This is a genomic window from Peptostreptococcus sp. D1 (assembly GCF_900112955.1).
Lineage (GTDB): Bacteria > Bacillota > Clostridia > Peptostreptococcales > Peptostreptococcaceae > Peptostreptococcus.
Genome location: NZ_FONP01000002.1, coordinates 216,705 through 241,445, shown reverse-complemented (window position 1 = coordinate 241,445; position 24,741 = coordinate 216,705). Strand labels below are relative to the sequence as shown.

At 32.7% G+C, this 24,741-nt stretch carries 33 protein-coding genes; 29 read left to right on the top strand and 4 right to left on the bottom strand.

Annotated features, from left to right (window positions below):
- Window positions 1–310: 310 nt before the first annotated feature.
- Together BM120_RS03755 and BM120_RS03750 are read right to left on the bottom strand one after the other, a co-directional pair.
- Complete coding sequence (locus tag BM120_RS03755; protein ID WP_091993376.1) at window positions 311–1,741, bottom strand: thermonuclease family protein; 1,431 nt, start codon at window positions 1,739–1,741, stop codon at window positions 311–313.
- The gene (locus BM120_RS03750) at window positions 1,735–2,184 is read right to left on the bottom strand and encodes a helix-turn-helix domain-containing protein (protein ID WP_091993375.1); all 450 of its coding nucleotides are present in this window, start codon (window positions 2,182–2,184) and stop codon (window positions 1,735–1,737) included. Before BM120_RS03750 ends, BM120_RS03755 begins: the two co-directional genes overlap by 7 nt.
- 138 nt (window positions 2,185–2,322) lie before the next feature.
- On the opposite strand from BM120_RS03750, the gene BM120_RS11205 reads away from it, so the two are divergent.
- From BM120_RS11205 to BM120_RS03740, 3 genes are all read left to right on the top strand, one after another.
- Window positions 2,323–2,451 (top strand): hypothetical protein, encoded by a 129-nt coding sequence (locus BM120_RS11205; protein ID WP_278335324.1) that lies wholly within the window; start codon window positions 2,323–2,325, stop codon window positions 2,449–2,451.
- Window positions 2,452–2,594: 143 nt separating this feature from the next.
- On the top strand, window positions 2,595–2,810 hold the full coding sequence (locus BM120_RS03745) for a helix-turn-helix domain-containing protein (protein ID WP_091993373.1): 216 nt from the start codon (window positions 2,595–2,597) through the stop codon (window positions 2,808–2,810).
- Between the two features lie 67 nt (window positions 2,811–2,877).
- The gene (locus tag BM120_RS03740) at window positions 2,878–3,129 is read left to right on the top strand and encodes a hypothetical protein (protein WP_091993372.1); all 252 of its coding nucleotides are present in this window, start codon (window positions 2,878–2,880) and stop codon (window positions 3,127–3,129) included.
- An 11-nt stretch (window positions 3,130–3,140) separates the two neighbouring features.
- Here the strand turns inward: BM120_RS03740 and BM120_RS03735 are convergent, their stop codons facing one another.
- Window positions 3,141–3,353 (bottom strand): hypothetical protein, encoded by a 213-nt coding sequence (locus tag BM120_RS03735; RefSeq protein WP_091993370.1) that lies wholly within the window; start codon window positions 3,351–3,353, stop codon window positions 3,141–3,143.
- 141 nt (window positions 3,354–3,494) lie between these two features.
- Between BM120_RS03735 and BM120_RS03730 the strand changes: the two genes are divergently transcribed.
- The gene (locus BM120_RS03730; protein ID WP_091993369.1) at window positions 3,495–3,689 is read left to right on the top strand and encodes a hypothetical protein; all 195 of its coding nucleotides are present in this window, start codon (window positions 3,495–3,497) and stop codon (window positions 3,687–3,689) included.
- Between the two features lie 2 nt (window positions 3,690–3,691).
- Here BM120_RS03730 and BM120_RS03725 read toward each other — a convergent pair whose 3' ends face one another.
- On the bottom strand, window positions 3,692–4,141 hold the full coding sequence (locus tag BM120_RS03725; protein ID WP_091993367.1) for a hypothetical protein: 450 nt from the start codon (window positions 4,139–4,141) through the stop codon (window positions 3,692–3,694).
- A 184-nt stretch (window positions 4,142–4,325) separates the two neighbouring features.
- On the opposite strand from BM120_RS03725, the gene BM120_RS03720 reads away from it, so the two are divergent.
- The 25 genes from BM120_RS03720 to BM120_RS03605 all read left to right on the top strand — a co-directional run bounded on the left by BM120_RS03720 (window position 4,326) and on the right by BM120_RS03605 (window position 24,729).
- Window positions 4,326–4,526: a helix-turn-helix domain-containing protein gene (locus BM120_RS03720; RefSeq protein ID WP_091993366.1), complete on the top strand. Its 201-nt coding sequence runs from the start codon at window positions 4,326–4,328 to the stop codon at window positions 4,524–4,526.
- Window positions 4,527–4,964: 438 nt separating this feature from the next.
- Complete coding sequence (locus BM120_RS03715) at window positions 4,965–5,147, top strand: hypothetical protein (protein WP_091993364.1); 183 nt, start codon at window positions 4,965–4,967, stop codon at window positions 5,145–5,147.
- Between the two features lie 10 nt (window positions 5,148–5,157).
- A complete protein-coding gene (locus BM120_RS03710; RefSeq protein ID WP_091993363.1) occupies window positions 5,158–6,474 on the top strand; it encodes an AAA family ATPase in 1,317 nt (438 codons plus the stop codon).
- Window positions 6,474–7,607: an ATP-binding protein gene (locus tag BM120_RS03705; RefSeq protein ID WP_091993361.1), complete on the top strand. Its 1,134-nt coding sequence runs from the start codon at window positions 6,474–6,476 to the stop codon at window positions 7,605–7,607. The genes BM120_RS03710 and BM120_RS03705 overlap by 1 nt, the downstream gene beginning before the upstream one ends.
- Window positions 7,608–7,609: 2 nt before the next feature.
- Complete coding sequence (locus tag BM120_RS03700; protein ID WP_091993359.1) at window positions 7,610–8,071, top strand: DUF669 domain-containing protein; 462 nt, start codon at window positions 7,610–7,612, stop codon at window positions 8,069–8,071.
- Between the two features lie 2 nt (window positions 8,072–8,073).
- Complete coding sequence (locus BM120_RS03695; RefSeq protein ID WP_091993358.1) at window positions 8,074–9,690, top strand: DEAD/DEAH box helicase; 1,617 nt, start codon at window positions 8,074–8,076, stop codon at window positions 9,688–9,690.
- A complete protein-coding gene (locus BM120_RS03690; protein WP_091993356.1) occupies window positions 9,671–11,929 on the top strand; it encodes an AAA family ATPase in 2,259 nt (752 codons plus the stop codon). The genes BM120_RS03695 and BM120_RS03690 overlap by 20 nt, the downstream gene beginning before the upstream one ends.
- Window positions 11,930–12,243: 314 nt before the next feature.
- Window positions 12,244–12,636, top strand: coding sequence for a RusA family crossover junction endodeoxyribonuclease (locus tag BM120_RS03685; RefSeq protein WP_091993354.1), 393 nt, complete (start codon window positions 12,244–12,246; stop codon window positions 12,634–12,636).
- Between the two features lie 5 nt (window positions 12,637–12,641).
- A complete protein-coding gene (locus BM120_RS03680) occupies window positions 12,642–12,869 on the top strand; it encodes a hypothetical protein (protein WP_091993352.1) in 228 nt (75 codons plus the stop codon).
- A complete protein-coding gene (locus BM120_RS03675) occupies window positions 12,859–13,278 on the top strand; it encodes an RNA polymerase sigma factor sigma-70 region 4 domain-containing protein (RefSeq protein WP_091993351.1) in 420 nt (139 codons plus the stop codon). Before BM120_RS03680 ends, BM120_RS03675 begins: the two co-directional genes overlap by 11 nt.
- Before the next feature lie 259 nt (window positions 13,279–13,537).
- Window positions 13,538–14,488: a hypothetical protein gene (locus tag BM120_RS03670; protein ID WP_091993349.1), complete on the top strand. Its 951-nt coding sequence runs from the start codon at window positions 13,538–13,540 to the stop codon at window positions 14,486–14,488.
- A gap of 29 nt (window positions 14,489–14,517) precedes the next feature.
- Window positions 14,518–15,027 (top strand): hypothetical protein, encoded by a 510-nt coding sequence (locus BM120_RS03665; RefSeq protein WP_091993347.1) that lies wholly within the window; start codon window positions 14,518–14,520, stop codon window positions 15,025–15,027.
- Between the two features lie 116 nt (window positions 15,028–15,143).
- Window positions 15,144–15,614: a transposase gene (locus BM120_RS03660; protein WP_091993346.1), complete on the top strand. Its 471-nt coding sequence runs from the start codon at window positions 15,144–15,146 to the stop codon at window positions 15,612–15,614.
- Window positions 15,607–17,016, top strand: coding sequence for a phage terminase large subunit (gene terL, locus BM120_RS03655; protein WP_091993398.1), 1,410 nt, complete (start codon window positions 15,607–15,609; stop codon window positions 17,014–17,016). Before BM120_RS03660 ends, terL begins: the two co-directional genes overlap by 8 nt.
- Before the next feature lie 12 nt (window positions 17,017–17,028).
- Complete coding sequence (locus tag BM120_RS03650; RefSeq protein WP_091993344.1) at window positions 17,029–18,336, top strand: phage portal protein; 1,308 nt, start codon at window positions 17,029–17,031, stop codon at window positions 18,334–18,336.
- Window positions 18,323–19,885 carry a minor capsid protein gene (locus tag BM120_RS03645; RefSeq protein ID WP_091993343.1) on the top strand — a complete coding sequence of 521 codons (1,563 nt, stop codon included), beginning with the start codon at window positions 18,323–18,325 and terminating at the stop codon, window positions 19,883–19,885. The genes BM120_RS03650 and BM120_RS03645 overlap by 14 nt, the downstream gene beginning before the upstream one ends.
- Window position 19,886: 1 nt before the next feature.
- Window positions 19,887–20,051 carry a hypothetical protein gene (locus BM120_RS10850; RefSeq protein ID WP_177187365.1) on the top strand — a complete coding sequence of 55 codons (165 nt, stop codon included), beginning with the start codon at window positions 19,887–19,889 and terminating at the stop codon, window positions 20,049–20,051.
- Window positions 20,051–20,362: a YjcQ family protein gene (locus BM120_RS03640; protein ID WP_091993341.1), complete on the top strand. Its 312-nt coding sequence runs from the start codon at window positions 20,051–20,053 to the stop codon at window positions 20,360–20,362. The genes BM120_RS10850 and BM120_RS03640 overlap by 1 nt, the downstream gene beginning before the upstream one ends.
- A 103-nt stretch (window positions 20,363–20,465) precedes the next feature.
- Window positions 20,466–21,095: a DUF4355 domain-containing protein gene (locus BM120_RS03635; protein ID WP_091993339.1), complete on the top strand. Its 630-nt coding sequence runs from the start codon at window positions 20,466–20,468 to the stop codon at window positions 21,093–21,095.
- A 21-nt stretch (window positions 21,096–21,116) separates the two neighbouring features.
- Window positions 21,117–21,962 (top strand): phage major capsid protein, encoded by an 846-nt coding sequence (locus BM120_RS03630; protein WP_091993338.1) that lies wholly within the window; start codon window positions 21,117–21,119, stop codon window positions 21,960–21,962.
- A gap of 11 nt (window positions 21,963–21,973) precedes the next feature.
- A complete protein-coding gene (locus BM120_RS03625) occupies window positions 21,974–22,345 on the top strand; it encodes a head-tail connector protein (RefSeq protein WP_091993337.1) in 372 nt (123 codons plus the stop codon).
- Window positions 22,346–22,678 carry a hypothetical protein gene (locus BM120_RS03620; RefSeq protein ID WP_091993335.1) on the top strand — a complete coding sequence of 111 codons (333 nt, stop codon included), beginning with the start codon at window positions 22,346–22,348 and terminating at the stop codon, window positions 22,676–22,678. It abuts the gene before it with no gap.
- Window positions 22,678–23,139 (top strand): HK97 gp10 family phage protein, encoded by a 462-nt coding sequence (locus BM120_RS03615; protein ID WP_091993334.1) that lies wholly within the window; start codon window positions 22,678–22,680, stop codon window positions 23,137–23,139. The genes BM120_RS03620 and BM120_RS03615 overlap by 1 nt, the downstream gene beginning before the upstream one ends.
- The gene (locus BM120_RS03610; RefSeq protein ID WP_091993332.1) at window positions 23,139–23,642 is read left to right on the top strand and encodes a phage tail terminator family protein; all 504 of its coding nucleotides are present in this window, start codon (window positions 23,139–23,141) and stop codon (window positions 23,640–23,642) included. Before BM120_RS03615 ends, BM120_RS03610 begins: the two co-directional genes overlap by 1 nt.
- Window positions 23,629–24,729 (top strand): phage tail sheath C-terminal domain-containing protein, encoded by a 1,101-nt coding sequence (locus tag BM120_RS03605; protein WP_091993330.1) that lies wholly within the window; start codon window positions 23,629–23,631, stop codon window positions 24,727–24,729. Before BM120_RS03610 ends, BM120_RS03605 begins: the two co-directional genes overlap by 14 nt.
- The last annotated feature ends 12 nt before the right edge of the window (window positions 24,730–24,741 follow it).

Genomic DNA, 24,741 nt, shown 5'->3' with positions numbered 1-24,741 from the left:
GAACAATAAAGCTAAATTTTCTTCATCTGGTTCATTATTTAGAGCAATAAACCAGCTGTATGCATACCAACACAATTTTTGTAGTTTCTTAAGAGACATACTAGGCTCTCTGTCAAGAAAGTTTTTTGCAACTTCAAATAGAGTAGTCATGTCTACTACACCTCCTTATTATTTTTCCACATTTTATCTACATATTTATCAACAAGTTATATTACTATTATATTACAGTATCATGAATAATGCAATTATGTTTAAGTGTCTGTAACTATTTAATTTTCAAGGTACAATTATAATTCCTTATTATAAAAATTTATCTTTTCGCTCTTCTGTATCCTGCCGCCTGGGCTTCTTCCTCTGAATTAAAATAAACAACATTGTTTTTACTAATTTTATTGTATGAAGCACCACCAGGAACATGATATATCATACTCTTGCTATTACCCTTAATTTTTCCATATGTTGTGTCAGCGCTATAATCCTTTCCAAAGCTATTGCTCGAATCAGTGCTTTCTGAATTTGGATTGACGGATTTTGAGTTAGTAGAATTTGAATCAGCAGTTTGATTAAATTCTTGTGATTTAGCTTCATTCCACAATCCAATTCCGTTATTTCTAGCTTCCTTTTGCAATTTATTAAAAAATTCGCTATATTTACTATCGGGTTGATATGTATAAGCTTGACCGTACCCATCTTTTATAAGTTTTGCATTAAACATTTTATCGATAATTTCATCTTCTGTTGGTTCGTTCGTATTTGGTCGTGCCAACCACACATATCTCAAAAGTCTGCCATATTTATCAGTTTCAGAAACATCTTTTTGGAGATACACAGTTTTAGAGTTTAGTGAGTTTTTTGTAAAATCACTAGCTTCTTTTCCATAAAATTGAACTGGGTTACTAGGGTGAACAGTCTCAGGAGTATCTACGCCTATCATTCTAATTTTGTACTCTTTATTATCTAAATTAACGTATATTGTATCCCCATCAACGACTTTTGTTACTTTTGCCTCAGCGAAAGAGTTAGTGTTTTTATTAATTGAGTTATCTACAGACTCTTTAGTTTCCGTTTCTTTCTTAGCTTTATCGTTATTTTCAATCTCTTTATCGGCTACAATAACTTTTTTAGAATTATTATTAGAATGTTCATTACCAACTTTTTCCTGTTTTTTAGTTTGCTGAGTTACTGTTTGTTGAGATGAGTTTAAATATATAGCATCTCCGACTTTGCCCGCAACGAAAAAAGATAAAACAAAAGCTATTAGTGAATATAAAACGGGATTTGAGTACCATTTGTTTTTGGGTAGGTTGAATTTTTCTTGTATTTTAAATTTATTTTTCTTCGCATAATATATACCGTATATTCCAGCCAATACTATTGCCAAAGGCGCAAGAAATATTGCAAAGAAAAATAATAATCCATATTTGATGATTTTAAAAATTCCAATTTTCTTCAACGGGATTAATTTGTTGTAAGCCACTCCCCTAGCTTTAATTTCTTGCTGGTTATTGGAAATATTGTTTAGGTCTAGTATATCGCCAACGGAAGTGTAATAATGTCCTAGTTCTTCGGCAAGAACACAATTTTTCTCACGTTGAGAATCGATCATTTTATTAATTGCAATTTTATTATCTCTTATTAACCCTAAAGCGCTACTTTGCAATTCTACTTCTTTAACGATAAGTCCATTTTTATAAGCCTCTTCTAGCATTTCCTCGTATACAGATAGTGAGGCATTTACCATTTATCCATCTCCTCTAAATCTTTTCTCATTAATTCTATCTGTTCAGGACTATTATCATCATTGTGTGCAGCCATAACATGGATTACTGTTTTTGTAGTGTATTTTTCTATTTCTGTAAGTTCTGAAACTCTTTTAATTGCTTCAGTTTGACCAAAATCGTTTAATTTATTGTATTTGTCTAACAGTAGTTCCTCTTTTTCTGTCAATTTTTTTGTATTTGATAAGTTTGGTGTTGATTTATCTTCTGTTAAATCAGATTTTAGAACACCAAAAAAATCAGCCATTTCTTGTATTTTGTCGATACGGGGATAACTAACTGCATTTGCCCAATTTGAAACTGTAGTTTCAGGATATCCTAGTGTTCTTGCTAAATCCGCTCTTGTCATATTATGTAATTCTAACTGAATATACAAATTTTTTGAAAATACTTCTTTATTATTCATATCTACCTCCCGTTAATCATATTATACCATTTAAAGGTAAAAAATCAATATAAAATTTCAAAAAAAAGAAAAAAACTACTAAAAAATAGTTGACACTACCATTAAATGGTAGTATACTATAGTCAGGAGGTGAGATAAGTGAGTAAGAAACGCAATAAAAAAGATGATTACAAACTAGCAAAAATCCTACTAATAACCGCCATTATAAGTTTGATTGAAAAAATGCTAGATATAATCATCTTAATAATTAAGAATTGGGGGAGATAATCCCCCTAGTAACTTACTCATATTATATATGAAAAACTACAAAAAAGCAATATTTTGGATTTTGATACTTATTTGTATCCTTACTATTATTGAAATTTCAATGAAAGTAAAATTTATTTTTAATATGTAAAGGAGGTGTAAAAATGGGAATAACCTTAAAGGCGGCTAGAGTTAATGCAGGTTTAACTCAAACTGTTTTAGCTAAGAAAATGAATACAACTGCAAAGACAATATCTAATTGGGAGAGTGGAAACACTGCTATACCCATGAATAAATTTAATGAATTTTGTAATATATGCCAAATATCGCAAGATAATGTTAAAGTTCCATCAGTTAATGATGGCGTGTTTGAAGTTTAATTTTTTTTAATAATAAACTACTATTTAATAGTATTTTAAAAGAAAATAAGAAAGTGAGGTGAGATGAATGAGAAAATACGTTAGACAATTTCCGGGAATGCTTACTTTTACACAAGCAGTAATTACAGACGAGTCTGTAGCAGTAAACCAAGGGTTTTTGACTAAAATCATAACTGAAAGGGAGTTACTTATAGCTATTGTTAATGGCTTTTTAAATGATGACAGAGTGCCGGAAGAAGTAATAGAGGGGATTGTAGATTGGGCAGATAGAAGGGTCATGGATACAAAGGAAAAGCCCTACTGTTGGGTAGGGCTTTAAGAAAGATATATTTACTTTTGAATGACTGTGATTGCTTTTTTTAAAATAGGGCAATCATTCCCTAAATTACAGAGATTGCTATTTGGGCAATTAGCACTCAAAACTTTTCTTTGCTTTTTGTAAGTGCCTAATACACTAGCTTCAACATATGTTATCTCTAGGGTTTGATTTTCATAAAATTCAGGACAGTAACCAGAGTAAAATTCAAATTTCTTTGTATACATGATAATTCACCACCTTTCTATATGTACTGGGTACGGCAATACCCAATTACATTATAGCATGGGTGAAATTAATATTAAATAATGCTGATAACTAGATTATAGCACAAGGGAACACAATCAACGATAGGAGAGTGATGAGAGATGTTAATACAATTTGCACTTGGTATGCTTGGTTGCTTATTGTTCAACCTAGTATGGTTTATAATTCAAGGATTTAAAGGGGAATACTCATTTAAGATTTTTAGAATATTCAAGAAAAAAAAGAAAATAGAACTCCCCGGAGACCGATATGAACGATACTACAGGGAGTTAAGAGAGAAAAAAGGTATAAAGTAAATTTAATACTTGAGTTCTTCTCTTGCGTTTTCTTGTAGGTCAAGCATTCGAGTAACAAGATTATTGAAGTTATCGTTTAGACTTTTTACGTAATCATCATAAGTCATGATTTGGTCGAAGTCTGGTGCGAATTTCATGTTGAATGCTGATTTGAAGCAATAAATTAAATCGTAAGTTACAGAGTCTTTATAACGATATTCATACCGAGTGACCATGTCATAGAATTCTTTTTGTAGTTCTGGTGTGAAGTCTGTAAAGTTAGTTGCTCCAAAAACATTTGTGTTGTACAGGTCAACAAAGGGCAAGTAGAAATTTTGATATTTTTCCTCTAGTCTTTTTAGTTTGAAGACTTTACGATTTAAGTATTCTTTTAAGTATGTAGTTGCTAAAGAAGAACACACACCAATTAAAATTGGTAGCATATATTGTTGTGATATTATTTGTAAGTTCATGTGAGTACCTCCTGTTCTTACTTATATTATATCAGTTTTTTTAGAAAAAAAGAAGATGATGAGCTAAGGCGACTAATGAAGAAAGCCGTTGATTTATGGCATTAAAAACACAATCAACGACTTAAGTAGTAGGAACTAATATACTAATTGAACAAACCAAGATTAGAAAGTGAGGTGAGATGTGATGAAAGAATTACTAACAGTTGAAAAGGTAGCAGAACATTTAGGAGTGAATAAAAGCACTGTGTACAACTACAAAAAAGCGGGTCTTTTGAAATTTATGAAGTTAGGTAGATGGAAAGTGAGAGAACAAGACCTAGAAGCATTTAAAGAGTGGTGTGTTGGTAGAGATGTAACTGATCCATTTAATGTAAAAGAGCTTTAAGTGGGAGGAGAATATGGAAGATAAGCAAATAAGGGACTGGTTAGGGGCGATAAAATACGCTGCGTTGATTGTGATTGAGTTTTTCGCTCAATACATAACAGCTTATTTAAAATGGGTGAATGAATAAAAGTTGAGGAATAAAATGAATAGGAGTGCAGCATGGATAATAAAACGAAAGATGCATATGAAAGATTAATAGAGTTGATGGATAAATATGGATTAACTTTTGATGATGTAGTAAGTATTATTCAAGATAATATTTAAAGAGAGTGATGAAAAAATGATTAATCAAGAATATCAAGATTATTTAATATTTCTAGAATCAGATGATTATAAGGGATGGTTATATGAGGAAAATGAAGAGAGCGACGACTAAATATATCAGTCAATCGCTCAAAAAAATAACATTAATTAAATTATAACATATTTGGAGGTTTTATGGAAAAGTTAATTTTTAAGTCAAAGAGAAAAACAAAAGATGGATGGGCTAGAACTGTAAGAGTTAGCAATGAATCAATGGACATTATTGAAGAAATTGTAGAAAAAACGGATTTGCAAAAACATACAATATTAAACAAAATGATAGCATTTGCATATGAACATTCTGAAATAATAGAATAATGGAGGCTTTATGGAACAGATAAAGATAAATAAATTGGAAATAGAAAACGTAAAAAGAGTAAAGGCTGTACAGCTTAAGCCATCAGAAAATGGTCTTACGATAATTGGTGGCAATAATAATCAAGGAAAAACATCTGTTCTTGATTCAATAGCTTGGGTACTAGGTGGAAATAGGTATAAGCCGTCTAATGCACAGCGTGAAGGTTCAGTAATACCACCGAATCTAAAGATTACTATGAATAATGGGTTAATTGTAGAGCGTAAGGGTAAAAATTCAGACCTTAAGGTAATAGATCCCAAAGGTGAGAAAGCAGGACAGCAGTTATTAGATAGTTTTGTTGAAGAGTTGGCTTTAAACCTACCTAAGTTTATGAATCAAACTAATAAAGAAAAGGCAAATACATTGCTTCAAATAATAGGCGTTGGAGATAAGTTATTTGAGTTAGAGCAAAAGGAAACTGAAATATACAATAAGAGGCATGCAATAGGTCAGATTAAAGATCAAAAGGAGAAGTTTGCGAAGGAACAGACTTATTATCCTGATGCCCCTCAAACTCTAATATCTGCATCTGATTTAATTAAAAAGCAGCAGAATATACTTGCTAAAAATGGTGAGAATCAAAGGCAAAGAGACAATTTAAGAACGCTTGTAATTGAGCAAGAATCAGACCAAGAAGCCTTTAAGAATATTGAAGAAAAAATATACGAATTAGAAGCTAAGAAAAAAGAAGTAATGTCAAGATTAAATGACAGAGCAGAAAAAATATTGAATGCGAAAAAAACAGTTGAAGAGTTGAATGATGAATCTACTGCTGAACTTGAGGCAAGCATTGAAAATATAGAAAAAATCAATGAAAAGGTAAGAGCAAATCTATACAAAGAAAAAGCAGAAGAAGATGCTAAGGAATATAAAGAACAATATGATTCATTGACAAGCGAATTAAGTGATGTAAGGAAGAAAAAAACAGAATTGCTTGCTAGCGCTAATTTACCACTTTCAGGGCTTATGGTTGAGGATGGAGAACTTTTATACAGTGGCTTTAAGTGGGATAATATGAGTGGAGCCGACCAGTTGAAAGTATCTACTGCGATAGTAAGAAAGTTAAATCCATCGTGTGGATTTGTATTGATGGATAAGTTAGAGCAAATGGATCTTGATACCTTAAAGGATTTTGGTGCTTGGCTAGAGTCTGAAGGTCTTCAAGTAATAGCTACTAGGGTATCAAAGGGTGATGAATGCAGCATTATTATAGAAGATGGTTATGTGTTAGATAAAGATAGTAACAATGTGATAGAAGAGCCTAAATGGAAGGCAGGTGAATTTTAATGGATCTTATTAAAGGAAAGCAGGAAAAAGCCCAAAAGGTGGTTATTTATGGACCAGAAGGGATAGGGAAATCAACATTTGCATCCAAATTCCCAGAACCTGTATTCATAGATGTTGAATCAGGCAGTTCAGAGCTTGATATAATCAGAACGCCAACTCCTTCAAGTTATGCTATTTTAAAGCAACAAATATCAATGTTGAAATGTGGATACACTGAATTCAGAACACTAGTTATTGATACAGCTGACTGGACTGAAAGGTTAATAATTGAAGAAATCTGCAATAAATTTCAAATAAATGGAATAGAGGGAATAGGTTATGGAAAAGGATACACTTATCTAGAAGAAGAGTTTGGTAGGTTTCTAAATTCTTTGCAGGACATTGTAGATATGGGAATAAATGTTGTAATATGCGCACATGCTAAAATAACAAAATTCGAACAACCTGACGAATTAGGAGCATATGACAGGTGGGAGTTAAAGTTGCAGAAAAAAACGGCACCATTACTAAAAGAGTGGGCAGATATGGTTTTATTTGCTAACTATGAAACTCATGTTATTAATGTGGATAATCAAGGTGCAGTAAAAGGTAAAAATAAAGCTCAAGGTGGAAAGAGGGTTATGTATACGACTCATACACCAAGCTGGGATGCCAAAAATAGAAAAGGATTGGCTGATAAATTAGACTTTGATTATAAAGAAATAGAAAGATTTTTCTTGAAAGATTTAAGAGATAAAGAATTGAAAGAAATTCAAAATAATCACAAAGAAAGCAAAATTGAAAAAAATGAGAATATAAAGGATGATAATAAATCAGTTGATCAAGTTGATAACATAAATAAGATTGATAGTAACGATAAATCAGATTCAAGTAATGATGTCGCAAAATTTGAGTCAGTGGATATTAGCACACCATTTGATAATGATAAATCTAAACAATTAGTTGGAAACAAAGCATTAAACGATTTGATGATACAAAACAATGTAACTGTAGAGCAAATACAAAATGTGGTATCTCTGAAAGGGTATTATCCTTCAGGGACACCAATTGAAAATTATGATCCAGGATTCGTTTCTGGTGTATTAGTTGGAGCATGGGAACAAGTTTACGCAATGATTAAAGGAGGAATGTAATTATGACAAATTTAATGAATGAAAGAGAATTAGGATGGGATGACGAGATAAACAAAGAAGGTCCAGAGTTTATACTTCTGCCTGCAGGAGATTATGATTTTGAGGTAATATCTTTTGAAAGAGCTAGACATAATGGCAGCGAGAAAATGCCACCATGCAATAAGGCAATTCTTAAAATAAAAATAGAGACAGTTGAAGGTGTAAATATTATTCAACACAGCTTACTTTTGCACCAGAGAACTGAGGGGTTTTTGTCTGAATTTTTCACATCAATAGGTCAAAAGAAAAAGGGACAGCCGTTAAAGATGAATTGGAATTTAGTTATTGGAGCAAAAGGAAGGTGTAAGGTAAGCATAAGAGACTGGGTTTCTAATAGTGGAGATACAATGCAATCAAATGAAATTAAGAAATTTTATGAGCCTAAAGAAAGTGCTGCTCCAACGTTTACACCAGGGAGTTTTTAACTATGAAATTAAGACCATATCAAGAGGAATCAAAAAATGCAGTATTAAATGAATGGGATAAGGGAGTTCTAAGAACTCTCTTAGTTTTACCTACTGGTTGTGGGAAAACAATAGTTTTTAGTAAAATTATAGAAGAAAGAGTTAAGAAAGGTGATAGAGTTTTGGTTCTTGCCCACAGGGGAGAATTATTGGAACAGGCTGCAGATAAATTAGAAAAAGCTACCGGATTAAAGTGTTCGGTAGAAAAGGCTGAAAGTAGTTGTTTAGGCTCTTGGTTTAGAATAACTGTAGGAAGTGTTCAATCATTAATGAGAGAAAAAAGATTGAAAAAATTTGATAGAGATTATTTTGATACAATTGTAATAGATGAGGCTCATCACTGTATATCTGAAGGATATCAAAGAGTTTTAAATCATTTTGACAAAGCAAATGTATTAGGTGTTACTGCCACTCCTGATAGAGGTGACATGAAAAATCTAGGATCATATTTTGATAGCTTGGCATATGAGTATACACTGCCAAAGGCCATAAAAGAGGGATTTTTAGCACCTATAAAAGCTCTTACTATACCATTGAAGTTAGACCTTACTGGCGTTAGCCAACAGGCAGGTGACTTTAAGGCTAGTGAAATTGGTACCGCCTTAGCCCCATATTTGGAACAGATTGCCGATGAAATGGTTAAATATTGCAGCGATAGAAAAACAGTAGTATTTTTACCACTGATTAAGACATCACAGAAGTTTACCAGGATACTACAGGAAAAAGGATTTAAAGCAGTGGAAGTAAATGGCGATTCAGATAATAGAGCACAAGTGCTAGAAGATTTTGATAGCAATAAATATAATGTGCTTTGTAATTCCATGCTCCTTACAGAGGGTTGGGACTGTCCATCTGTGGATTGTGTAATAGTCTTAAGACCAACAAAGGTAAGATCTTTATATTCTCAGATGGTTGGTCGCGGTACAAGACTTCATTCAGGTAAAGAAGATTTATTAGTGTTAGATTTTTTATGGCATACAGAAAAACATGAGCTTTGCCATCCAGCACATTTAATAGCTCAAAATGAAGAAGTTGCCAAAATTATGACTGATAAAATAACGGAATCAGGTTGTCCTGAAGATTTAGAAATAATTGAAAAGATAGCTGAAGAAGAAGTTATCTTACAAAGAGAAGAAGCTTTAGCTGCCAAGCTTGAAGAAATGAGAAAACGAAAAAGAAAGCTTGTTGATCCACTTCAATTTGAAATGAGTATACAGGCGGAAGATTTAGCGAATTATGTTCCTTCATTCGGTTGGGAAATGAGCCCTCCTTCTGAAAAACAGATTAAGACACTTGAAAAAATGGGAATATTCCCAGATGAAGTAGAGAACGCTGGAAAAGCAAAATTGTTGCTTGATAGATTAGAGGTAAGACGAAATGAAGGGCTTACAACTCCAAAACAAATAAGGTTTTTAGAGCAAAGAGGATTTAAGAATGTTGGAACATGGGAATTTAATTCAGCAAGAAAATTAATAGATAGAATAGCAGGCAATGGCTGGAAAATTCCAAAGGATATTAATCCAAAGAATTATAAACCATCTGCTAGTATAGGAGATGCTTATGTCGAATTACCATTCTAATTTATTAGAGTTAATTGAATATATTGATCCATCGAGTTTATCTTATCAAGATTGGATTAACGTAGGGATGGGATTAAAACATGAAGGTTTCACTGCTGCGGATTGGGATAGATGGAGTCAAAAAGATAGCAAAAGATACCGTAGTGGCGAATGCTTTACTAAATGGATGGGATTTCATGGTAGTAATAATCCTGTAACGGGTGGAACTATCTACCAGATGGCTGTAGAGAATGGTTATACACCAGTTTTAAAAAGGGAAGGTCATTCACTTGATTGGGATGATGAAATAAAAGATGATCTTGTTATAATAGACAAAACTTGGATTGAAGGGAAAGATATTGAGGAGCCTCAAAACTGGAGCCCTTCAAAAGAGTTGATAAAGTATTTAGAAATATTATTTGAAGCAAACGAAAACGTAGGATATGTAACTTCTGTGTGGGAAATTGAAGGCAAAAGTATTCCACAAAAGGGGCATTGGGATAGAACAGCAGGGCAATTAATTCAAGAGCTTAGCAACTGTAATGATGATATAGGCGCAGTATTAGGCGACTACAAGCCAGAGGTGGGTGCATGGATTAGGTTTAATCCACTAGATGGCAAGGGATGTAAAAATGATAATGTTATTGATTTTAGGTATGCACTTGTTGAATCTGATTCAATGGAACTAGAAAAACAAAATGCAATCATTAGAGAGCTAGAATTGCCAGTTGCTTGTTTAGTGCACTCTGGGAAAAAATCAATTCATGCAATAGTAAAAGTAGATGCTGGAAGTTATGACGAGTATAGAAAAAGAGTTGAATATCTATATAATGTTTGTAAGAAAAATGGGTTAGAAATAGATATTCAAAATAAAAACCCTTCAAGATTAAGTAGAATGCCTGGAGTTATTAGAAATGGTAAAAAACAATTCTTAATTGATACCAATATTGGAAAAAAGGATTGGAATGAATGGTTCGAGTGGATAGAGGGTGTTAATGATGATTTGCCAGACCCTGAAAGCTTAGATGCATTCTTTAATGATTTACCTGATTTGGCTCCACCTTTGATCAATGGAGTTCTTCGACAGGGACATAAAATGCTTATGGCAGGACCGTCAAAAGCTGGTAAAAGTTATGCATTAATTGAACTATGTATTGCTATAGCAGAAGGCAATAAGTGGCTAGGATGGCAGTGTGCTAAGGGGAAAGTGATGTACGTGAATTTGGAGCTTGATAGGGCAAGTTGCTTTCATAGATTTAAAGATGTGTATAATGCAATGGAGATCATGCCAAACAATCTTAAAAACATCGATATTTGGAATCTAAGAGGTAAGTCTGTGCCAATGGATAAGTTGGCTCCAAAGTTAATAAGAAGGGCACAGAAAAAGGATTATATAGCTATAATAATAGATCCTATATATAAGGTTATTACTGGGGATGAAAATAGTGCTGATCAAATGGCTCATTTTTGTAATCAATTCGATAAGGTTTGTACAGATTTAGGGAGTGCTGTTATATACTGCCATCATCATTCAAAAGGATATCAAGGTGGTAAGCGTTCTATGGACAGAGCTAGCGGATCGGGTGTATTTGCTAGGGATCCAGACGCCCTTATAGATTTAACAGAACTATCTTTATCTGATGAGCTTATTAAACATGAAAAGGAAAAGGCTGCAGCAAATTATTTAGCTTTGGCTATTCAAAATCTAAATGAGGATTATTTTGAGGAAAATGTTGGTATTGATGATACCTTAAGCAAGGCACAAATGTTATCCCATGCTAGAAAATCATTATCTCAAAGTAAGTTTATAGAATTAGAGGGAAGATTGGATGGTGTTATGAGATTGGCAGCGCAAAAGACTGCATGGAGAATTGAAGGTACACTTAGAGAGTTTGCCGGATTTGATCCTGTAAATGTATGGTTTGACTATCCAATCCATAAGATTGATGAATCTGGTGTTTTGAAAGATGTGATGCCTGAATCGGAAAAAGCTCCATGGCAGAAAGGAATAGAATCTAGAAAACCTAAGGAGAAGAAGAAGGAAGAAAGGCAAAATACATTAGAAATCGCATTCGCAAGCTTGGAGATGGATGGAAAAGATATAACTATTCAGGATTTAGCTAAAGAAATGGGAGTATCAGAGCGAACTGCTTGGAGAAGAATAAAAGAACATGGTGGATTTGATTCTGAGGAAAAAGGTCCAGGTAAACATAGTATACTTCATAGAAAATCAGAAGATACTACGTGCGACAAAAACTGATTTTGTCATGCGTGTCGCAGTGCGTCAAAAACATAAATTTCAGTTATTGTCGCAGTGCGTCAAAAACCCGTGACAAAAACTGATTTTCAGTTATTGTCGCAGTGCGACGGCAAAAACATATATATAATATATATATTTTTCTGTCGCGTGACACAAAATGTCATAGACTGTGAAAGATTAGTTGGGCGTAAGCATTCGCCCAACATAACTATTCACGGTCGCCTAATGACTAAAGCAAAAATGCCGTTATGAAAAATATTAATAGATAATCAATATCATTTATAAAAGGATGGTAGAAAAGAATGGAGAATGTTATGATAGAGTTTTTTATGTCAATGAATCCACCAACAGTTACTCATCAAGAAAAGCAAGTTAATTTTAAAAATAAAACCTTCTACGAGCCGCCTGAACTTAAGCAGGCAAGAAATAAGCTGATTGGTCACTTAGGTAAATTTAAACCGTCTAGAAAGCTTAGAGGATCGTTAAGGCTATATGTAAAATGGTGTTACCCTATGAGAAATAGTAAGGTAGATGGTCAGTACAAAGACACTAAGCCTGATCTAGATAACGCACAGAAGTTATTGCAGGATTGTATGACAAGCGTTGGTTTTTGGTGCGATGATGCTCAAATTGCAAGTTTAATATGCGAAAAGTTTTGGGCTGATATTCCAGGTATTTATATTAGAGTTGAAAAAATAGGAAGGTGATTTGGTTGAACGAAAAAGAAAAATTGATAAAAATGATTGATAGCTGTTACCTAGCAAAAAAAGGTGTGGCGATAACATTTCATATGAAACGATTTTGTAAGACAGAAGTTGTTATTTATGTTGATTCTGAATTGAGTTTTTTAAAGCCAATAATACTGCATCATTATGATCATAATTTAGATAATGAGCATGTGAGAATAATCAATTTTGGAGAGGTAGAATATGACAGCTAAACAATATTTGATGCAAGTTCAAGCTTACGAGTATAAGATAAAATTAAAAATTGACCAAATTATTGAGGAACGTTCTAAGGCTGAAAAGTGTAGTGCTGTCTTATCTGAAAGAGTTCAGACATCAATATGTGGAGATAGTTTATCTAGCATTATTGCAAAAATCTATGATTATGAGAAAGAGTTGGATATTTTGATTGATAAGCAGATTGATATTAAGAGAAATATTGTATCTAAACTAGATTTGATGATGGATGATAGATACATAGAAATTTTAGACAGAAAATATCTTAAGGGGTATAATTTGATTAAAATAGCTTATGAGATGGGGTATTCATATGCGCAAGTGAAAAGATTTCATGGGAGGGCATTACAAAAATTTGGTGAATTATTAAAAGATGAGCCACAATGAGCCATAGAAATGTGATATTATGGTATTGTGGAAGTTGAGGGTGGTAGTCATTGTGAATCACTAATTACCACCTTCTTTGACTTAAGTAGACGGGCTTCATGACCTCCCTAAAATAATTTATTCAAAAAAAGGACATCTTGGGCAGGATGTTCTTTTTTCGTTGAATTTTTCTAGAAAATTTGACAATAATATATTGTGGAAAATATTTTCCTCTGGTATAGTTAGGGTAAGAATGATTATATTAGGGGGAAAATAGTTAATGGCGGTTAAGACGGTGTATTTTTATGATGTTAAAATTAGAGAAAATGAAAAAGAAAGTCTTTATTTAAAACATAAAAACATTATAGAGAAACATGGAAAGAAACATGGTAAATCAAAGAGTGAGTATATCAGCATAAACTTGTACGATAAGAACGAAGAAGATGATGAAAAAAGAATTGTTCTTGATGTTTTGGAACACAATAAAACTTTTTTCTTTGGAAGGTTAGGCAGACCGAGCAAAGCTGGAACAATAGGTAAAAGAGATTATGAAAGTGGTTCACTTGAGGATGTTTTGACGGCAGAAGAGGAGATAAAGAGAGGAATTCAGTTAGTTAATTATTTTTATTTTGTGTATTCAAGTAACATTTTATGCATTACGAATACTAAAGGAGGGGCGAAACATTTTAGTTTTAATGATATAGTGAATATTTTTGAGGGTGAAGGAGTAGTATCTTCATTTCCAATACCTAATGAATATGGGTTAAATGCGTTTTATAAAAATGACTATTCAAAAATAAAATCTATAGAGTTTGAATCTGCTGATATAGATAGCTCTTTCTTGAAGCATATATTAAATTTAGATGATAAGACGCTACTTCAAATGCAAGAGAATAAAAATAAGGTGGGTATATATTTAAAAGCTGATAGAGATAAATTTATATTAGATAATAAAGATGTTGTAAGGAATGCAATAGATTCTCTTAAGGAAGGTGTAAAAGCCAAAAAACTAAACAAAGCTAAAATAAAAGGTAGCACTAAAAATGAAAAGAAACAAGAATATGATTTAATGTCCTTGTATTATAAATACACGATTGATGTAAAACTATACAGATATGAGAATGGAAGGAAACATTCTCATGATTTGGAAGAATTAAAAACAGAATATCTATCAGCTTTGAAAACAGCATACAATGAAAAGAAGGAAATATTTAGTAAAATGAAAAAATAGTATTCTCTTTGATGGGGGGAGGGCTGAAAATGAAAAAAATATTTAAGTATCTAATTGTGCTAATTGTGTTGGTATGTATGTGCTTTCTTTTCATTAAAAATACAATAGTGAGGATTAATGATTTTGGTAATATATTTCTTTTTTTTATAACTATCAATTCAATATTATGTGGGTTTAGTACGAATAATGAAAGTAAAATACTGAGTGTTACATCTGAAAGTATAATTCAAGAATTAAGAGGGAGCGGAATAATTGCCGAAAGAGAAAGGTTAGTATCTATTAACTTTAAATTTTCAGTAGTATCAATCTCTCTTTCCTCGGCGCTATATTTGATATTGATTTTAGGCATTCTAAAAAATATTGTGATTTTTAAAATTGCGACCTATGTACTTATAGTATTAACCATAGTAGGAGTCAGCCTATTTATTAAGTCATCAAGTAAAATAAAGAGTATAATAAAGATTGTGTATGATGATAGGTGTCCGTTCACTAAAGACGAGTTGGAAAATATGAAGGATGATATAGAAAAATTACATTAGATATAGTAATGATGACTAATAACTTATAAGAAAAAAAGGACCCAGAGAGGTCCTTTTTTCGTGCAAATAAAAAGATTGATTAAAACGTGCAAAAGTTGAGAAAGGTGGTGAGTCTGATGGCTAAAGGTAAATATCAAGAATGGCTAGAGCCTGAAGGCTTGCTAAAGCTTGAAGGTTGGGCAAGAGATGGTCTAACAGACGAACAAATTGCAAAGAATATGGGGGTTAGAACATCTACTCTTTATGACTGGAAAAAGAAGTATTCGGAGATTTCGGAGGCCCTAAAAAAGGGAAAAGAAGTTGTTGATAGGCAAGTTGAGAATGCTTTACTAAAAAGGGCATTAGGATATAGTTATACTGAAACAACAAGAGAACTAGTTGGAACAAAGATGGTTATTACTAAAGAAGTTGTGAAAGAGGTGCAGCCAGATACTACAGCTCAGATTTTCTGGTTGAAGAATAGAAGACCTGATATTTGGAGAGATAGAAAAGACTTAGAGGCTAAAGTGGATATGAATCAAAATGACCAATTCAAAGAAATGACTAAGGAAGAGCTATTAAAAATAGCTGGTATTGATGATGGATAAGCACTTAATAAGACAAAGGGCAAAGATAGAACTTGCAAGACGTGAGTTCTTTTTTTATTGTAATCTTAAAGCTCCGGATTTCTATAAACCGAATAGAAAATTCCTAGTTGACCTCTGCAATGAACTACAAGACTTTTATGAGCAAAATGATTATGATGTTTTGATAATCAATGAGCCGCCTAGACATGGTAAGTCTAGAACAGCTGGCTGTTTTGTCGAGTGGATACTTGGGGAGCACCCAGAGGAGAAAATAATGACAGGGTCATACAACGAAACATTGTCTACTGTATTTTCTAAGAATGTCAGAAATTCAATACAGGAAGAAAAGGCTGATAGTACTAAAGTTGTGTATTCAGATATATTTCCGGATAGACGAATAAAAAAGGGCGATGGATCCATGAATTTGTGGTCGCTTGAAGGTGGATATAATAATTATCTGGCAACATCACCAACCGGTACAGCCACTGGGTTTGGTGCAAGCATATTAATTATTGATGACCTCATTAAAAACGCTGAGGAAGCCTATAATGAGTCTGTAAAAGAAAAACATTGGGATTGGTTTACCAATACGATGTTATCTAGGCTTGAGGAAAATGGAAAAATCATAATTATAATGACAAGATGGGCTAGTGATGATTTAGCAGGTAAGGCATTAGCTGAACTGCCTGATTTAGGGTTTAATATAAAACACATTAACATGAAAGCCATGCAGGATGATGGAACAATGCTTTGTAATGAAATACTTTCAAAAAAAACCTATGAACTAAAAACTAAGGCAATGGGGGAAGATATAGCTAGTGCAAACTACCAGCAGGAGCCAATAGATTTAAAAGGTCAATTATACAATCTCAAGACATATGACAAATTGCCAGAGTTTAAATATCGATGTAATTATACGGATACAGCTGACACTGGAGATGATTATTTATGTAGCATTGATTTTGGAATAACTTTTGATGATGAAGCATATATTATAGATGTTTTATACACAAAAGAGTCAATGGAAACTACAGAAGTGAAACAAGCTGAAATGATGGCAAGAGATAATATTAATGTATCTTTTATTGAATCGAATAATGGTGGTAGAAGTTACGCAAGAAATGTTGAAAGAATCATGAGAGATAAACTAGCAACTAATAAAACAGTTGTTAAGTGGTTTCATCAATCAGAAAATAAGAAAGCTAGGATATTGTCAAACAGTTCATGGGTAAATCAACATATTTACGTTCCATCTACTTGGAGGAATAAATGGCCTGAGTTTGCAAAAGATGTAATTAAATATCAGCGAGAAGGAAAGAATAAACACGATGACTGTGCAGACTGCCTAACAGGTATTGCAGAATCAATAGTTAAAAATAATAAGAAGTTCAAGACTATGAATAAATCTAAGTTAGGATTGTAAGGAGGTGTTACATTGTTTAGAACAGATAAAGACGAATTGAGTATAGACGATATACAAAAGTTTATTAAAAAGCATAAAGTTGAATGTGCTAGATATCTCAAGCTACAAAATTATTACGAGGGTAAGCACGATATTTTAAATGTCAAACGTGATGATGGTTTGCCTAATAATAAGATAGTTAATCCATATCCTAAGTACATTACTGATATGCTTGTAGGTTATTTTGTAGGCCAACCGATAAGTTATTCAAGCAAAGGAAATAATAAGTTAATTGATGAATTACAGGGTATATTTGATTATTCAGATGAACAGGAAGAAAATTTAGAGCTTGCCAAAATTTGTAGCATCAAAGGAAAAGCATATGAATTATTATATCGTGATGAAAATGCCAAGATAAGATTTAATGAGATTGACCCATCAAATATGTTTGTAATATATGATATGACAATATCCCCAAGTATTAAATTTGCAATTAGGTATTATGATGTGGGTGATGGTAATGATAAAGTCACATTCGTTGAAGTTTATGATAAAGATGCCTGTTGGATTTATAAAGGGAAAGATACCGATTTAAAACTTGAAGATGTAGCTGAGCATACATTTAATGATGTTCCAGTTGTAGAGTATGTTAACAACAAAGAAGAGCAGGGAGATTTTGAACAGGCGATACACTTGATAGATGCATATAATAAATCACAGTCAAACACATTAAACGATATGGATCAGTTTACCGATGCGTTTTTAGTTTTGGTAAATATGAATGGTACAAATTCAGATGATATTGATGAATTAAGAAAAGAAAGGGTTTTATTACTTGATAGTGAGGGAGATGCTAAATGGCTAATTAAAGATGTAAATGATAGCTGGGTTGAGAACTACAAGGATAGATTAAGGCGAGACATACATAAATTTTCATACACTCCAGATATGCAAGATGAAAGCTTTGGTAATAATCTTAGTGGTGTATCTATAAGATATAAAATCCTTGCAATGGAACAGATAAGGTCGAATAAAGAACGTAAGTTTAAAAAAGGTCTACAAAGACGAATAGAGCTTATTTGTAATACCCTTAGCCTTGAAAAAGATATAGATTTATTCACTGATATTCAGATTAAGTTTTCAAATACGCTGCCACAAAATGTATATGAACTGTCTCAAACAATCAAAAATTTATCTCCTTATCTCAGCAATGAGACATTAATTAATCAGTTGCCATTTGTTGAAAATGCCGTTGAAGAGATTGAGAAAAAGAAAAAGGAAGAGGATTTGACAGTTGAAGAACCTTACAATATAGGGGTTGATGTAAATGCCGAAAGTTAAAATATCGGACTACTGGATTAAAAGAGCTAAAGAAAGGCAACTCGAAGATTTGAGGGATTCTGATGAAGTAATTAGGTTGGTTAATGAGCAATTTGAGAATTGTTTGAAAAAGATAGAAAAAGAAATAGCAATGATATTTTATAGGTTTTCTGAAAATAATGAGATAGATTATGATTTAGCTATAAAACTTTTAACTGGTAAAGAATACACTAAATTCAAACGAGAGCTTGCTGAATATATGGAAATGATAGATAACCCTAATATTCTGTTAGAACTCAATACGCTGTCAGCTAGAAGCCGAATTTCACGACTTGAACAATCATTCTTTGAGATACAAAAGCATATAGATGGTGTTTTTAAATTTACTGATGAAAAAGTAGAGGGATTATTATATGAATCTACTAAATCAAATTATTTTAAAACTTTATTTGATGTTAGTGTGGCCAGTGAAGTGACTGTTAAAAATCTAAATGTATTATCTAAAGCTGAAATATTAAAAGAGTTTGCTAAACCCTGGAGTGGCAAAAATTTTAGTGAGAGGATATGGAAAAACAGAACTTTGTTAAAGGATACTTTGGAGGAAATAATAATACAGTCAGCTATTCAAGGTGTAGACACTGAGGATGCAATAGATAAGATCACTAAAAAAATAGATGTTAGTAAAAAAGCAGCAGCCACACTAATTCACACTGAACAAGCATATTTCAGTGGACTCGGAACTAAAAAAGCATACGAAGCTATGAATGTTCAAAAATACATTTATATAGCTACTCTTGACTTTAGAACATCTGATACTTGTAGGGAATTAGACCACGAAATATATCTAGTATCTGAAGCTCAAGCAGGTGTTAACTATCCACCAATGCACCCCAGATGCCGAAGTGCAACAGCACCATATACAGGAAAGTTAGAAGGAACTAGAACAGCAAGGGATAAAGATGGTAATGAGGTAAAGGTAGATAAGTCTTTAAATTATAAAGAGTGGTATAAGAAGTATGTTGAAAGTAATCCTGAATATTTGATTGAAGAAAAGAAGTGGAAGAACAGACATAGTGATAAAAAACAGTTTGAAATGTATAAAAATGTAGGCGTACAAGTTCCTAAAAGTTTTGATAATTACCAAGATTTAAAGTATAATGAAAGTGAAAGAGATAGAAGGTTAAGAAGTGTTGATTACACTAGGAGAATGAAGCTTAAAAATAATCCTGAACTGAAGTTGCCTAACGTTGACACCGCAACAATTGACAAAAATAAATTTGAAAAATATCTATTTGGTGGCAACAACGTAAGTGGCTTGAATAAAGGAAAGTTAATTGAAAAAAGGCTGGGCTACAACATAGATAATTATAAAGAGTTCGAAAAAGATATACTTAAAAAGGCTAAAGAAAATCCAGTTGTAAATAAAGGTAGCAATGGTCATGTAACTAGGTATGAACAAAAAATTATCATGTACAATAAAGACGGGATACCAACTAATGTAAAAGTAGGTTGGGGTGTAGATAAGGATAAAACACACTTAACTACTGTGATAATTGAAGAGGTGAAGTAATATGAAAATAAAACAGTATGATAGAGTTAGATTAAAAGACGGTAGAGAAGGTGACGTAATGGAGATATATGGAGATTATGAAGTCTTTTTAGTTACTGTTGGTAATGATGAATATACTTGGGAAGATATAGATGTAAAACTAGATGATATTGAAGAGGTGATATAGTGGACAATCTCAAAATAGTTTATAAAATTCTTGTAGGAATTGAAGAATCTATGGATAGCAATATATTTGATGGAACATTTCTAGAAGCATTAAAAATAAGCGAAGAAAGACGCAATAAAATACTTCAGTCAATGATTGATGATGATTTAATTGATGGCTTTGCAAGAGTTAATTATTGCGGTGGATATGGATTTAAAGCAATAGAGCCTAGATTAACAATCAAGGGTATGGAGTTTTTACAAGAAAATTCTACAATGCAAAAGATTAAGAATGGTTTGAAAGATGTTAAAGACATCACACCATTTATATAAGCACTTTAACAGTAAATGTTGAGGTGCTTTTTTTAATACAATCGTCCTAGACACGACGTTAAAAGGTCTTATTTTATTACAATGAAAGGAGTAACTATAAGGGATGAAAAATAACTTACAGGGACTATTAAGAATGAATTTACAGCTACTGGCAGAAGATACAGGAGCTGGTAATGGTGGTGAGAATCCACCAGAAGAAAACAAGCCAGAGAGTAAAACTTACACAGATGAGGAACTACAGAAATTAATTCAATCTGAATCTGATAAAAGGGTTACACAGGCGATGGAATCGTCTAGAGCTAAATGGGAAAAAGAGTACCAGGAGAAACTAGAAAAGGAAAAGTCAGAAGCTGAGAAGCTTGCTAAGATGACAGCAGATGAAAGAGCAAAGGCACAGTTTGAGAAAGAAAAGGAAAAGTTTGAATCAGAGAGGGCAAAATTTCAGAGAGACCAATTGGAACTAGAGACAGTAAAAGAACTTGGTAAACAAGGGCTTGATGTTGAATTTAGTTCTTTTTTAATGGGTGAAAATGCTGAATCTACAAATGAAAATATCAAGCTGTTTAAAGAAAAGTTTGATAGTGCAGTAGAAAAGGCTGTTACTGAGAGGTTAAAAGGAAAAACACCCAAGACTACTGACAAGAATACTACGATATCTGTGGATAAGCTAAAGGGTATGTCTATTGATGAAATCAATGCAAATTGGGATTCAATCAAAGGCATGAAGTTATAAGAAAGGTAATGGTGAATTAATATGACAGTAAAGAATTTTATACCTACACTGTGGAGTGCTAGGCTACTTGCAAACTTAGATAAAAAATTAGTGTATGCTAATGTGGTAAATCATGACTACGAAGGGGAAATCAAAAATTTGGGTGATAAGGTTAAAATTAATCAGATTGGACCTATCTCAATAAAAGATTATTTAACTGGTGATGGTGCAGCAAAGAAGCTTGCAGACCCAGAAGAAATAACTTCAACTCAACAGGAACTAGTTATAGACCAAGCGAAATATTTTAACTTTAAAGTTGACGATATCGACGCAGCTCAAGCGAATATTAAGTTAGTTGATAAAGCTATGGATAGAGCATCATATGCGATTGGTGATGTAATAGATCAACATATAGCGAGTTTTGTAAAAGATGCAGGAATAAAAGTTGGTACTTCGTCAGCACCTGTTGATATTGAAGTAGCGAACGCTTATGATCAGTTAGTTGATTTGGCTGTTAAACTAGATGAAAATAATGTAACAAGAGCCGGCAGATTTGCCATTATACCAGCTTGGTATTTAGGGATGTTATCAAAAGACCCAAGATTCACTAAGGATTTCAAAGTGCTAGAAAATGGTGTAGTGGATGGTGCTGATGTAGCAGGGTTTAACCTTAGAATGTCTAATAACGTGCCTGTATCAACTAAGAAGTATTCAATAATGGCTGGAACAGACCAAGCAATTAGCTATGCAGGTCAGATAACAAAGATAGAGCCATACAGACCAGAAAAAACTTTTGCTGATGCGGTAAAAGGGTTATTTGTTTATGGTACAAAAGTTATTGAACCAAAGGCATTGGTTAATTTTACTTGTCAGATAAAAGCTGTTTAGGGGTGATTTAGATGAACGAGAGAATAATTGAAAAACTCAAGATATTAGTAGGAACTATCGAGAACGAGATAACTATATCTCTCGTTCTCGATATCCTAATTCAAAAGATAAAAAACTATTGTAATAGGGAAGATATACCAACCGAATTAGAACTTGTTATTGTGGAGATGCTGGCTGAGTATAATAAATCACTATCTTCTAGTGGTCAAGATACTCAAAATACAGGTGGGATTAAATCCATAACTAGAGGGAATACGAAAATAGAATATAATGTTAGTACTAACACTAAAATAACAAGTGTGGATGATTTGATAAGTAAATATAAAACGCATTTAATAAGGTTTAAGAAAGTCGGAACTATCAGAATGAATGGAGGTAACTAAGTGAGAGAATCAGACATATTGGCAAGTACCTACCATGATAGAATGGATATAATTAGACACATGGAAATAGAAGATGATTCACACTTAACTACAATGAAGCCACAAACTATTAAATCTAATGTGCTTTGTGAACTAGATAAGGCGACCACAGGATATCACGATAATGAAATAGTTATTGATTATACAGTGTATACACGACCTGAAGAAGATGTTATAGAGGGTGATAAACTTGTTATAACTCATTTAGGTCGTGTATATGATTGTGTGGCAGGTATACCTTTTAAGTGGGCGTCACATTTAGAGATTCCGGTAACGCTGAAGGAGAGAGTATAATGAGTTTTGAATTTGAGGGAATGGATGAGTTAATAAAACGACTTGAAAATATTGAAAAGAAAATACCTGAAGAATTTGATAAATTAAAAATGACTGTTGCTACTGAAATACTTGAAGACGTGGTTGAAAATACTCCGGTGAATAAAAATCCTAAAGCTAAAACGGCAGGAAATCTAAGACGTGGATGGAAAATAAGAGATTTAGGAGATTCGGTTGAAATATATAACGATGTACAGTCTAAGGGGGAATACTATGCTTGGGATGTTGAATACGGTCATAGGACTAGGGCAGGTATGGGACTTAAACCATCTAAGCGTAGACGTAAGAGTGTAGTTGGTGATGATGGAAAAATACTATTTGTTCCAGGTAAATTTATGCTTAGAAATGCTATGAAGGTAGGAAAAGAAACATTAGAAAAAGAAGGTAAAAGAATATTGGATGAGATTACGGGTGGTAAATAATGATTAAGATAAATGAATTGATTAAATCAGTATCATCTATGATTTATGAGACCATAAAGGATACTGACTATAAATGTAAAATAACAGATGATGACGACCAATTACAATTATATTTAAATAAAGGTAGCTGTTTTTTTATTGATGTTCATATAGAAAATTCAAAATCAGTAAATTTACACTTTAATAAAAAATCACTTGTAATTGACATACGATACTTCCCACACGGTAGAGTTAAAAAATCCGATTTAAATGAAATCAAAGAATTGTTAGAAACTCAATTTGTAAGAAGTATAAAGGTTGGTAGAAGATATATTCATATATCCGATATTGACACTTTGATACTAAAAGATGAAGTGGGGTATACTTTGAATTTTAGCATTAAAACAAGTTATCATGAACAGGTATATTTTGATAAAAATGATAGTAATGTGATTGAAGTTATAAGAATGCGTAGTAGTGACGTATTAAAAATAGAAAGTGAGGTAAAAAATGGGGCTAACTGAGTTAAAAATTAGTTTCAAAGAAGAAAAAAGAAGAGCATTAGAAGGTGCTAGTACTAGTGTGGCTCTTTTGATATTAAAGGACTCAACTGTTAAGGGTTTGAAAGAATACGTGTCATTTGATCAAGTAACTGAAAAGTATAAATCTGATAATCTTATGTATATAGAGCACGCATTCAAAGGTAATATTCAGGATGTGAGAGTAGGTGGGGTGCTTGAGGAAAGAGCGTACACACCATCAAAGGTTATTGTATATTCAATAGGTAGTGATGATACATTAGATAACGCACTTGAGGTATTAGAAAATGTTGAATTCAATTATATGTGTATGCCTGATGCTACAGACGAGGTTGAAAATCCAAAGCTAATAGCATTCATTAACAAACTTAAGGAAATAGGACATTGGGCGGATGTTGTAATAGCAACAAATAATCCAAGTAATTCAAGTAGTGTGATTGAGTTTGCGACAGATAATATAAAGGAAGGTTCAGTTACCTACACTGCCAATAAACTATTGCCTTTTATCGTTGGTGCGTGTGCAGGTACACCTTTTACACAATCCATAACATATTGCAATGTGCCGTTCATCACTAATATACCTAAAAAAACTAATGAAGAATTGAACTCTTTAATAAATGCTGGTAAGTTGGTACTCGTAAAAAAAGGCGGTAAAGTAAGAATAGCCAGAGGTGTTACATCTCTAACTGGCGTTGATGGAAATGAAGGAGAAACTTTCAAGAAAATAAAGCTAGTACGAACGTATAAGATGATTAATAACGCTGTTAAAAAGTCCATTACCGATTTTTATGTAGGTAAGGTATCTAATAGCTATGATAATAAATGTTTGCTGATATCTGAAATAAAAGGATTTTTAGAGGATTTGAACAGAAGTGAAATGATAGCAAATGGATTTTCTGTAAATATTGATATGGAAGCACAAAAAAAATATTTGATTGAAAAGGGTGTTGATGTAAAATCTTTGAGTGAACAGGAGCTTAAAGAATTTAATACTGGTTCAAAAGTTTTTATAGTGATAACGCTTAAGGGCGTGGATGCTATGGAAGATTTTTATATAAATATAAATGTTTAGGAGGTGCTTAAA

Coding starts and splice junctions, on each gene's coding strand:
- BM120_RS03690 (WP_091993356.1), top strand. CDS start 9,671: ATGTCGAATTACCATTCTAATTTATTAGAGTTAATTGAATATATTGAT.
- BM120_RS03750 (WP_091993375.1), bottom strand. CDS start 2,184: ATGAATAATAAAGAAGTATTTTCAAAAAATTTGTATATTCAGTTAGAA.
- BM120_RS03665 (WP_091993347.1), top strand. CDS start 14,518: ATGAAAAAAATATTTAAGTATCTAATTGTGCTAATTGTGTTGGTATGT.
- BM120_RS03625 (WP_091993337.1), top strand. CDS start 21,974: ATGAACGAGAGAATAATTGAAAAACTCAAGATATTAGTAGGAACTATC.
- BM120_RS03605 (WP_091993330.1), top strand. CDS start 23,629: ATGGGGCTAACTGAGTTAAAAATTAGTTTCAAAGAAGAAAAAAGAAGA.
- BM120_RS03660 (WP_091993346.1), top strand. CDS start 15,144: ATGGCTAAAGGTAAATATCAAGAATGGCTAGAGCCTGAAGGCTTGCTA.
- BM120_RS03630 (WP_091993338.1), top strand. CDS start 21,117: ATGACAGTAAAGAATTTTATACCTACACTGTGGAGTGCTAGGCTACTT.
- BM120_RS03610 (WP_091993332.1), top strand. CDS start 23,139: ATGATTAAGATAAATGAATTGATTAAATCAGTATCATCTATGATTTAT.
- BM120_RS03725 (WP_091993367.1), bottom strand. CDS start 4,141: ATGAACTTACAAATAATATCACAACAATATATGCTACCAATTTTAATT.
- BM120_RS03695 (WP_091993358.1), top strand. CDS start 8,074: ATGAAATTAAGACCATATCAAGAGGAATCAAAAAATGCAGTATTAAAT.
- BM120_RS03685 (WP_091993354.1), top strand. CDS start 12,244: ATGATAGAGTTTTTTATGTCAATGAATCCACCAACAGTTACTCATCAA.
- BM120_RS03735 (WP_091993370.1), bottom strand. CDS start 3,353: ATGTATACAAAGAAATTTGAATTTTACTCTGGTTACTGTCCTGAATTT.
- BM120_RS03730 (WP_091993369.1), top strand. CDS start 3,495: ATGTTAATACAATTTGCACTTGGTATGCTTGGTTGCTTATTGTTCAAC.
- BM120_RS03670 (WP_091993349.1), top strand. CDS start 13,538: ATGGCGGTTAAGACGGTGTATTTTTATGATGTTAAAATTAGAGAAAAT.
- BM120_RS10850 (WP_177187365.1), top strand. CDS start 19,887: ATGAAAATAAAACAGTATGATAGAGTTAGATTAAAAGACGGTAGAGAA.
- BM120_RS03705 (WP_091993361.1), top strand. CDS start 6,474: ATGGATCTTATTAAAGGAAAGCAGGAAAAAGCCCAAAAGGTGGTTATT.
- BM120_RS03720 (WP_091993366.1), top strand. CDS start 4,326: ATGAAAGAATTACTAACAGTTGAAAAGGTAGCAGAACATTTAGGAGTG.
- terL (WP_091993398.1), top strand. CDS start 15,607: ATGGATAAGCACTTAATAAGACAAAGGGCAAAGATAGAACTTGCAAGA.
- BM120_RS03740 (WP_091993372.1), top strand. CDS start 2,878: ATGAGAAAATACGTTAGACAATTTCCGGGAATGCTTACTTTTACACAA.
- BM120_RS03615 (WP_091993334.1), top strand. CDS start 22,678: ATGAGTTTTGAATTTGAGGGAATGGATGAGTTAATAAAACGACTTGAA.
- BM120_RS03745 (WP_091993373.1), top strand. CDS start 2,595: ATGGGAATAACCTTAAAGGCGGCTAGAGTTAATGCAGGTTTAACTCAA.
- BM120_RS03710 (WP_091993363.1), top strand. CDS start 5,158: ATGGAACAGATAAAGATAAATAAATTGGAAATAGAAAACGTAAAAAGA.
- BM120_RS03675 (WP_091993351.1), top strand. CDS start 12,859: ATGACAGCTAAACAATATTTGATGCAAGTTCAAGCTTACGAGTATAAG.
- BM120_RS03700 (WP_091993359.1), top strand. CDS start 7,610: ATGACAAATTTAATGAATGAAAGAGAATTAGGATGGGATGACGAGATA.
- BM120_RS03755 (WP_091993376.1), bottom strand. CDS start 1,741: ATGGTAAATGCCTCACTATCTGTATACGAGGAAATGCTAGAAGAGGCT.
- BM120_RS03635 (WP_091993339.1), top strand. CDS start 20,466: ATGAAAAATAACTTACAGGGACTATTAAGAATGAATTTACAGCTACTG.
- BM120_RS03645 (WP_091993343.1), top strand. CDS start 18,323: ATGCCGAAAGTTAAAATATCGGACTACTGGATTAAAAGAGCTAAAGAA.
- BM120_RS03715 (WP_091993364.1), top strand. CDS start 4,965: ATGGAAAAGTTAATTTTTAAGTCAAAGAGAAAAACAAAAGATGGATGG.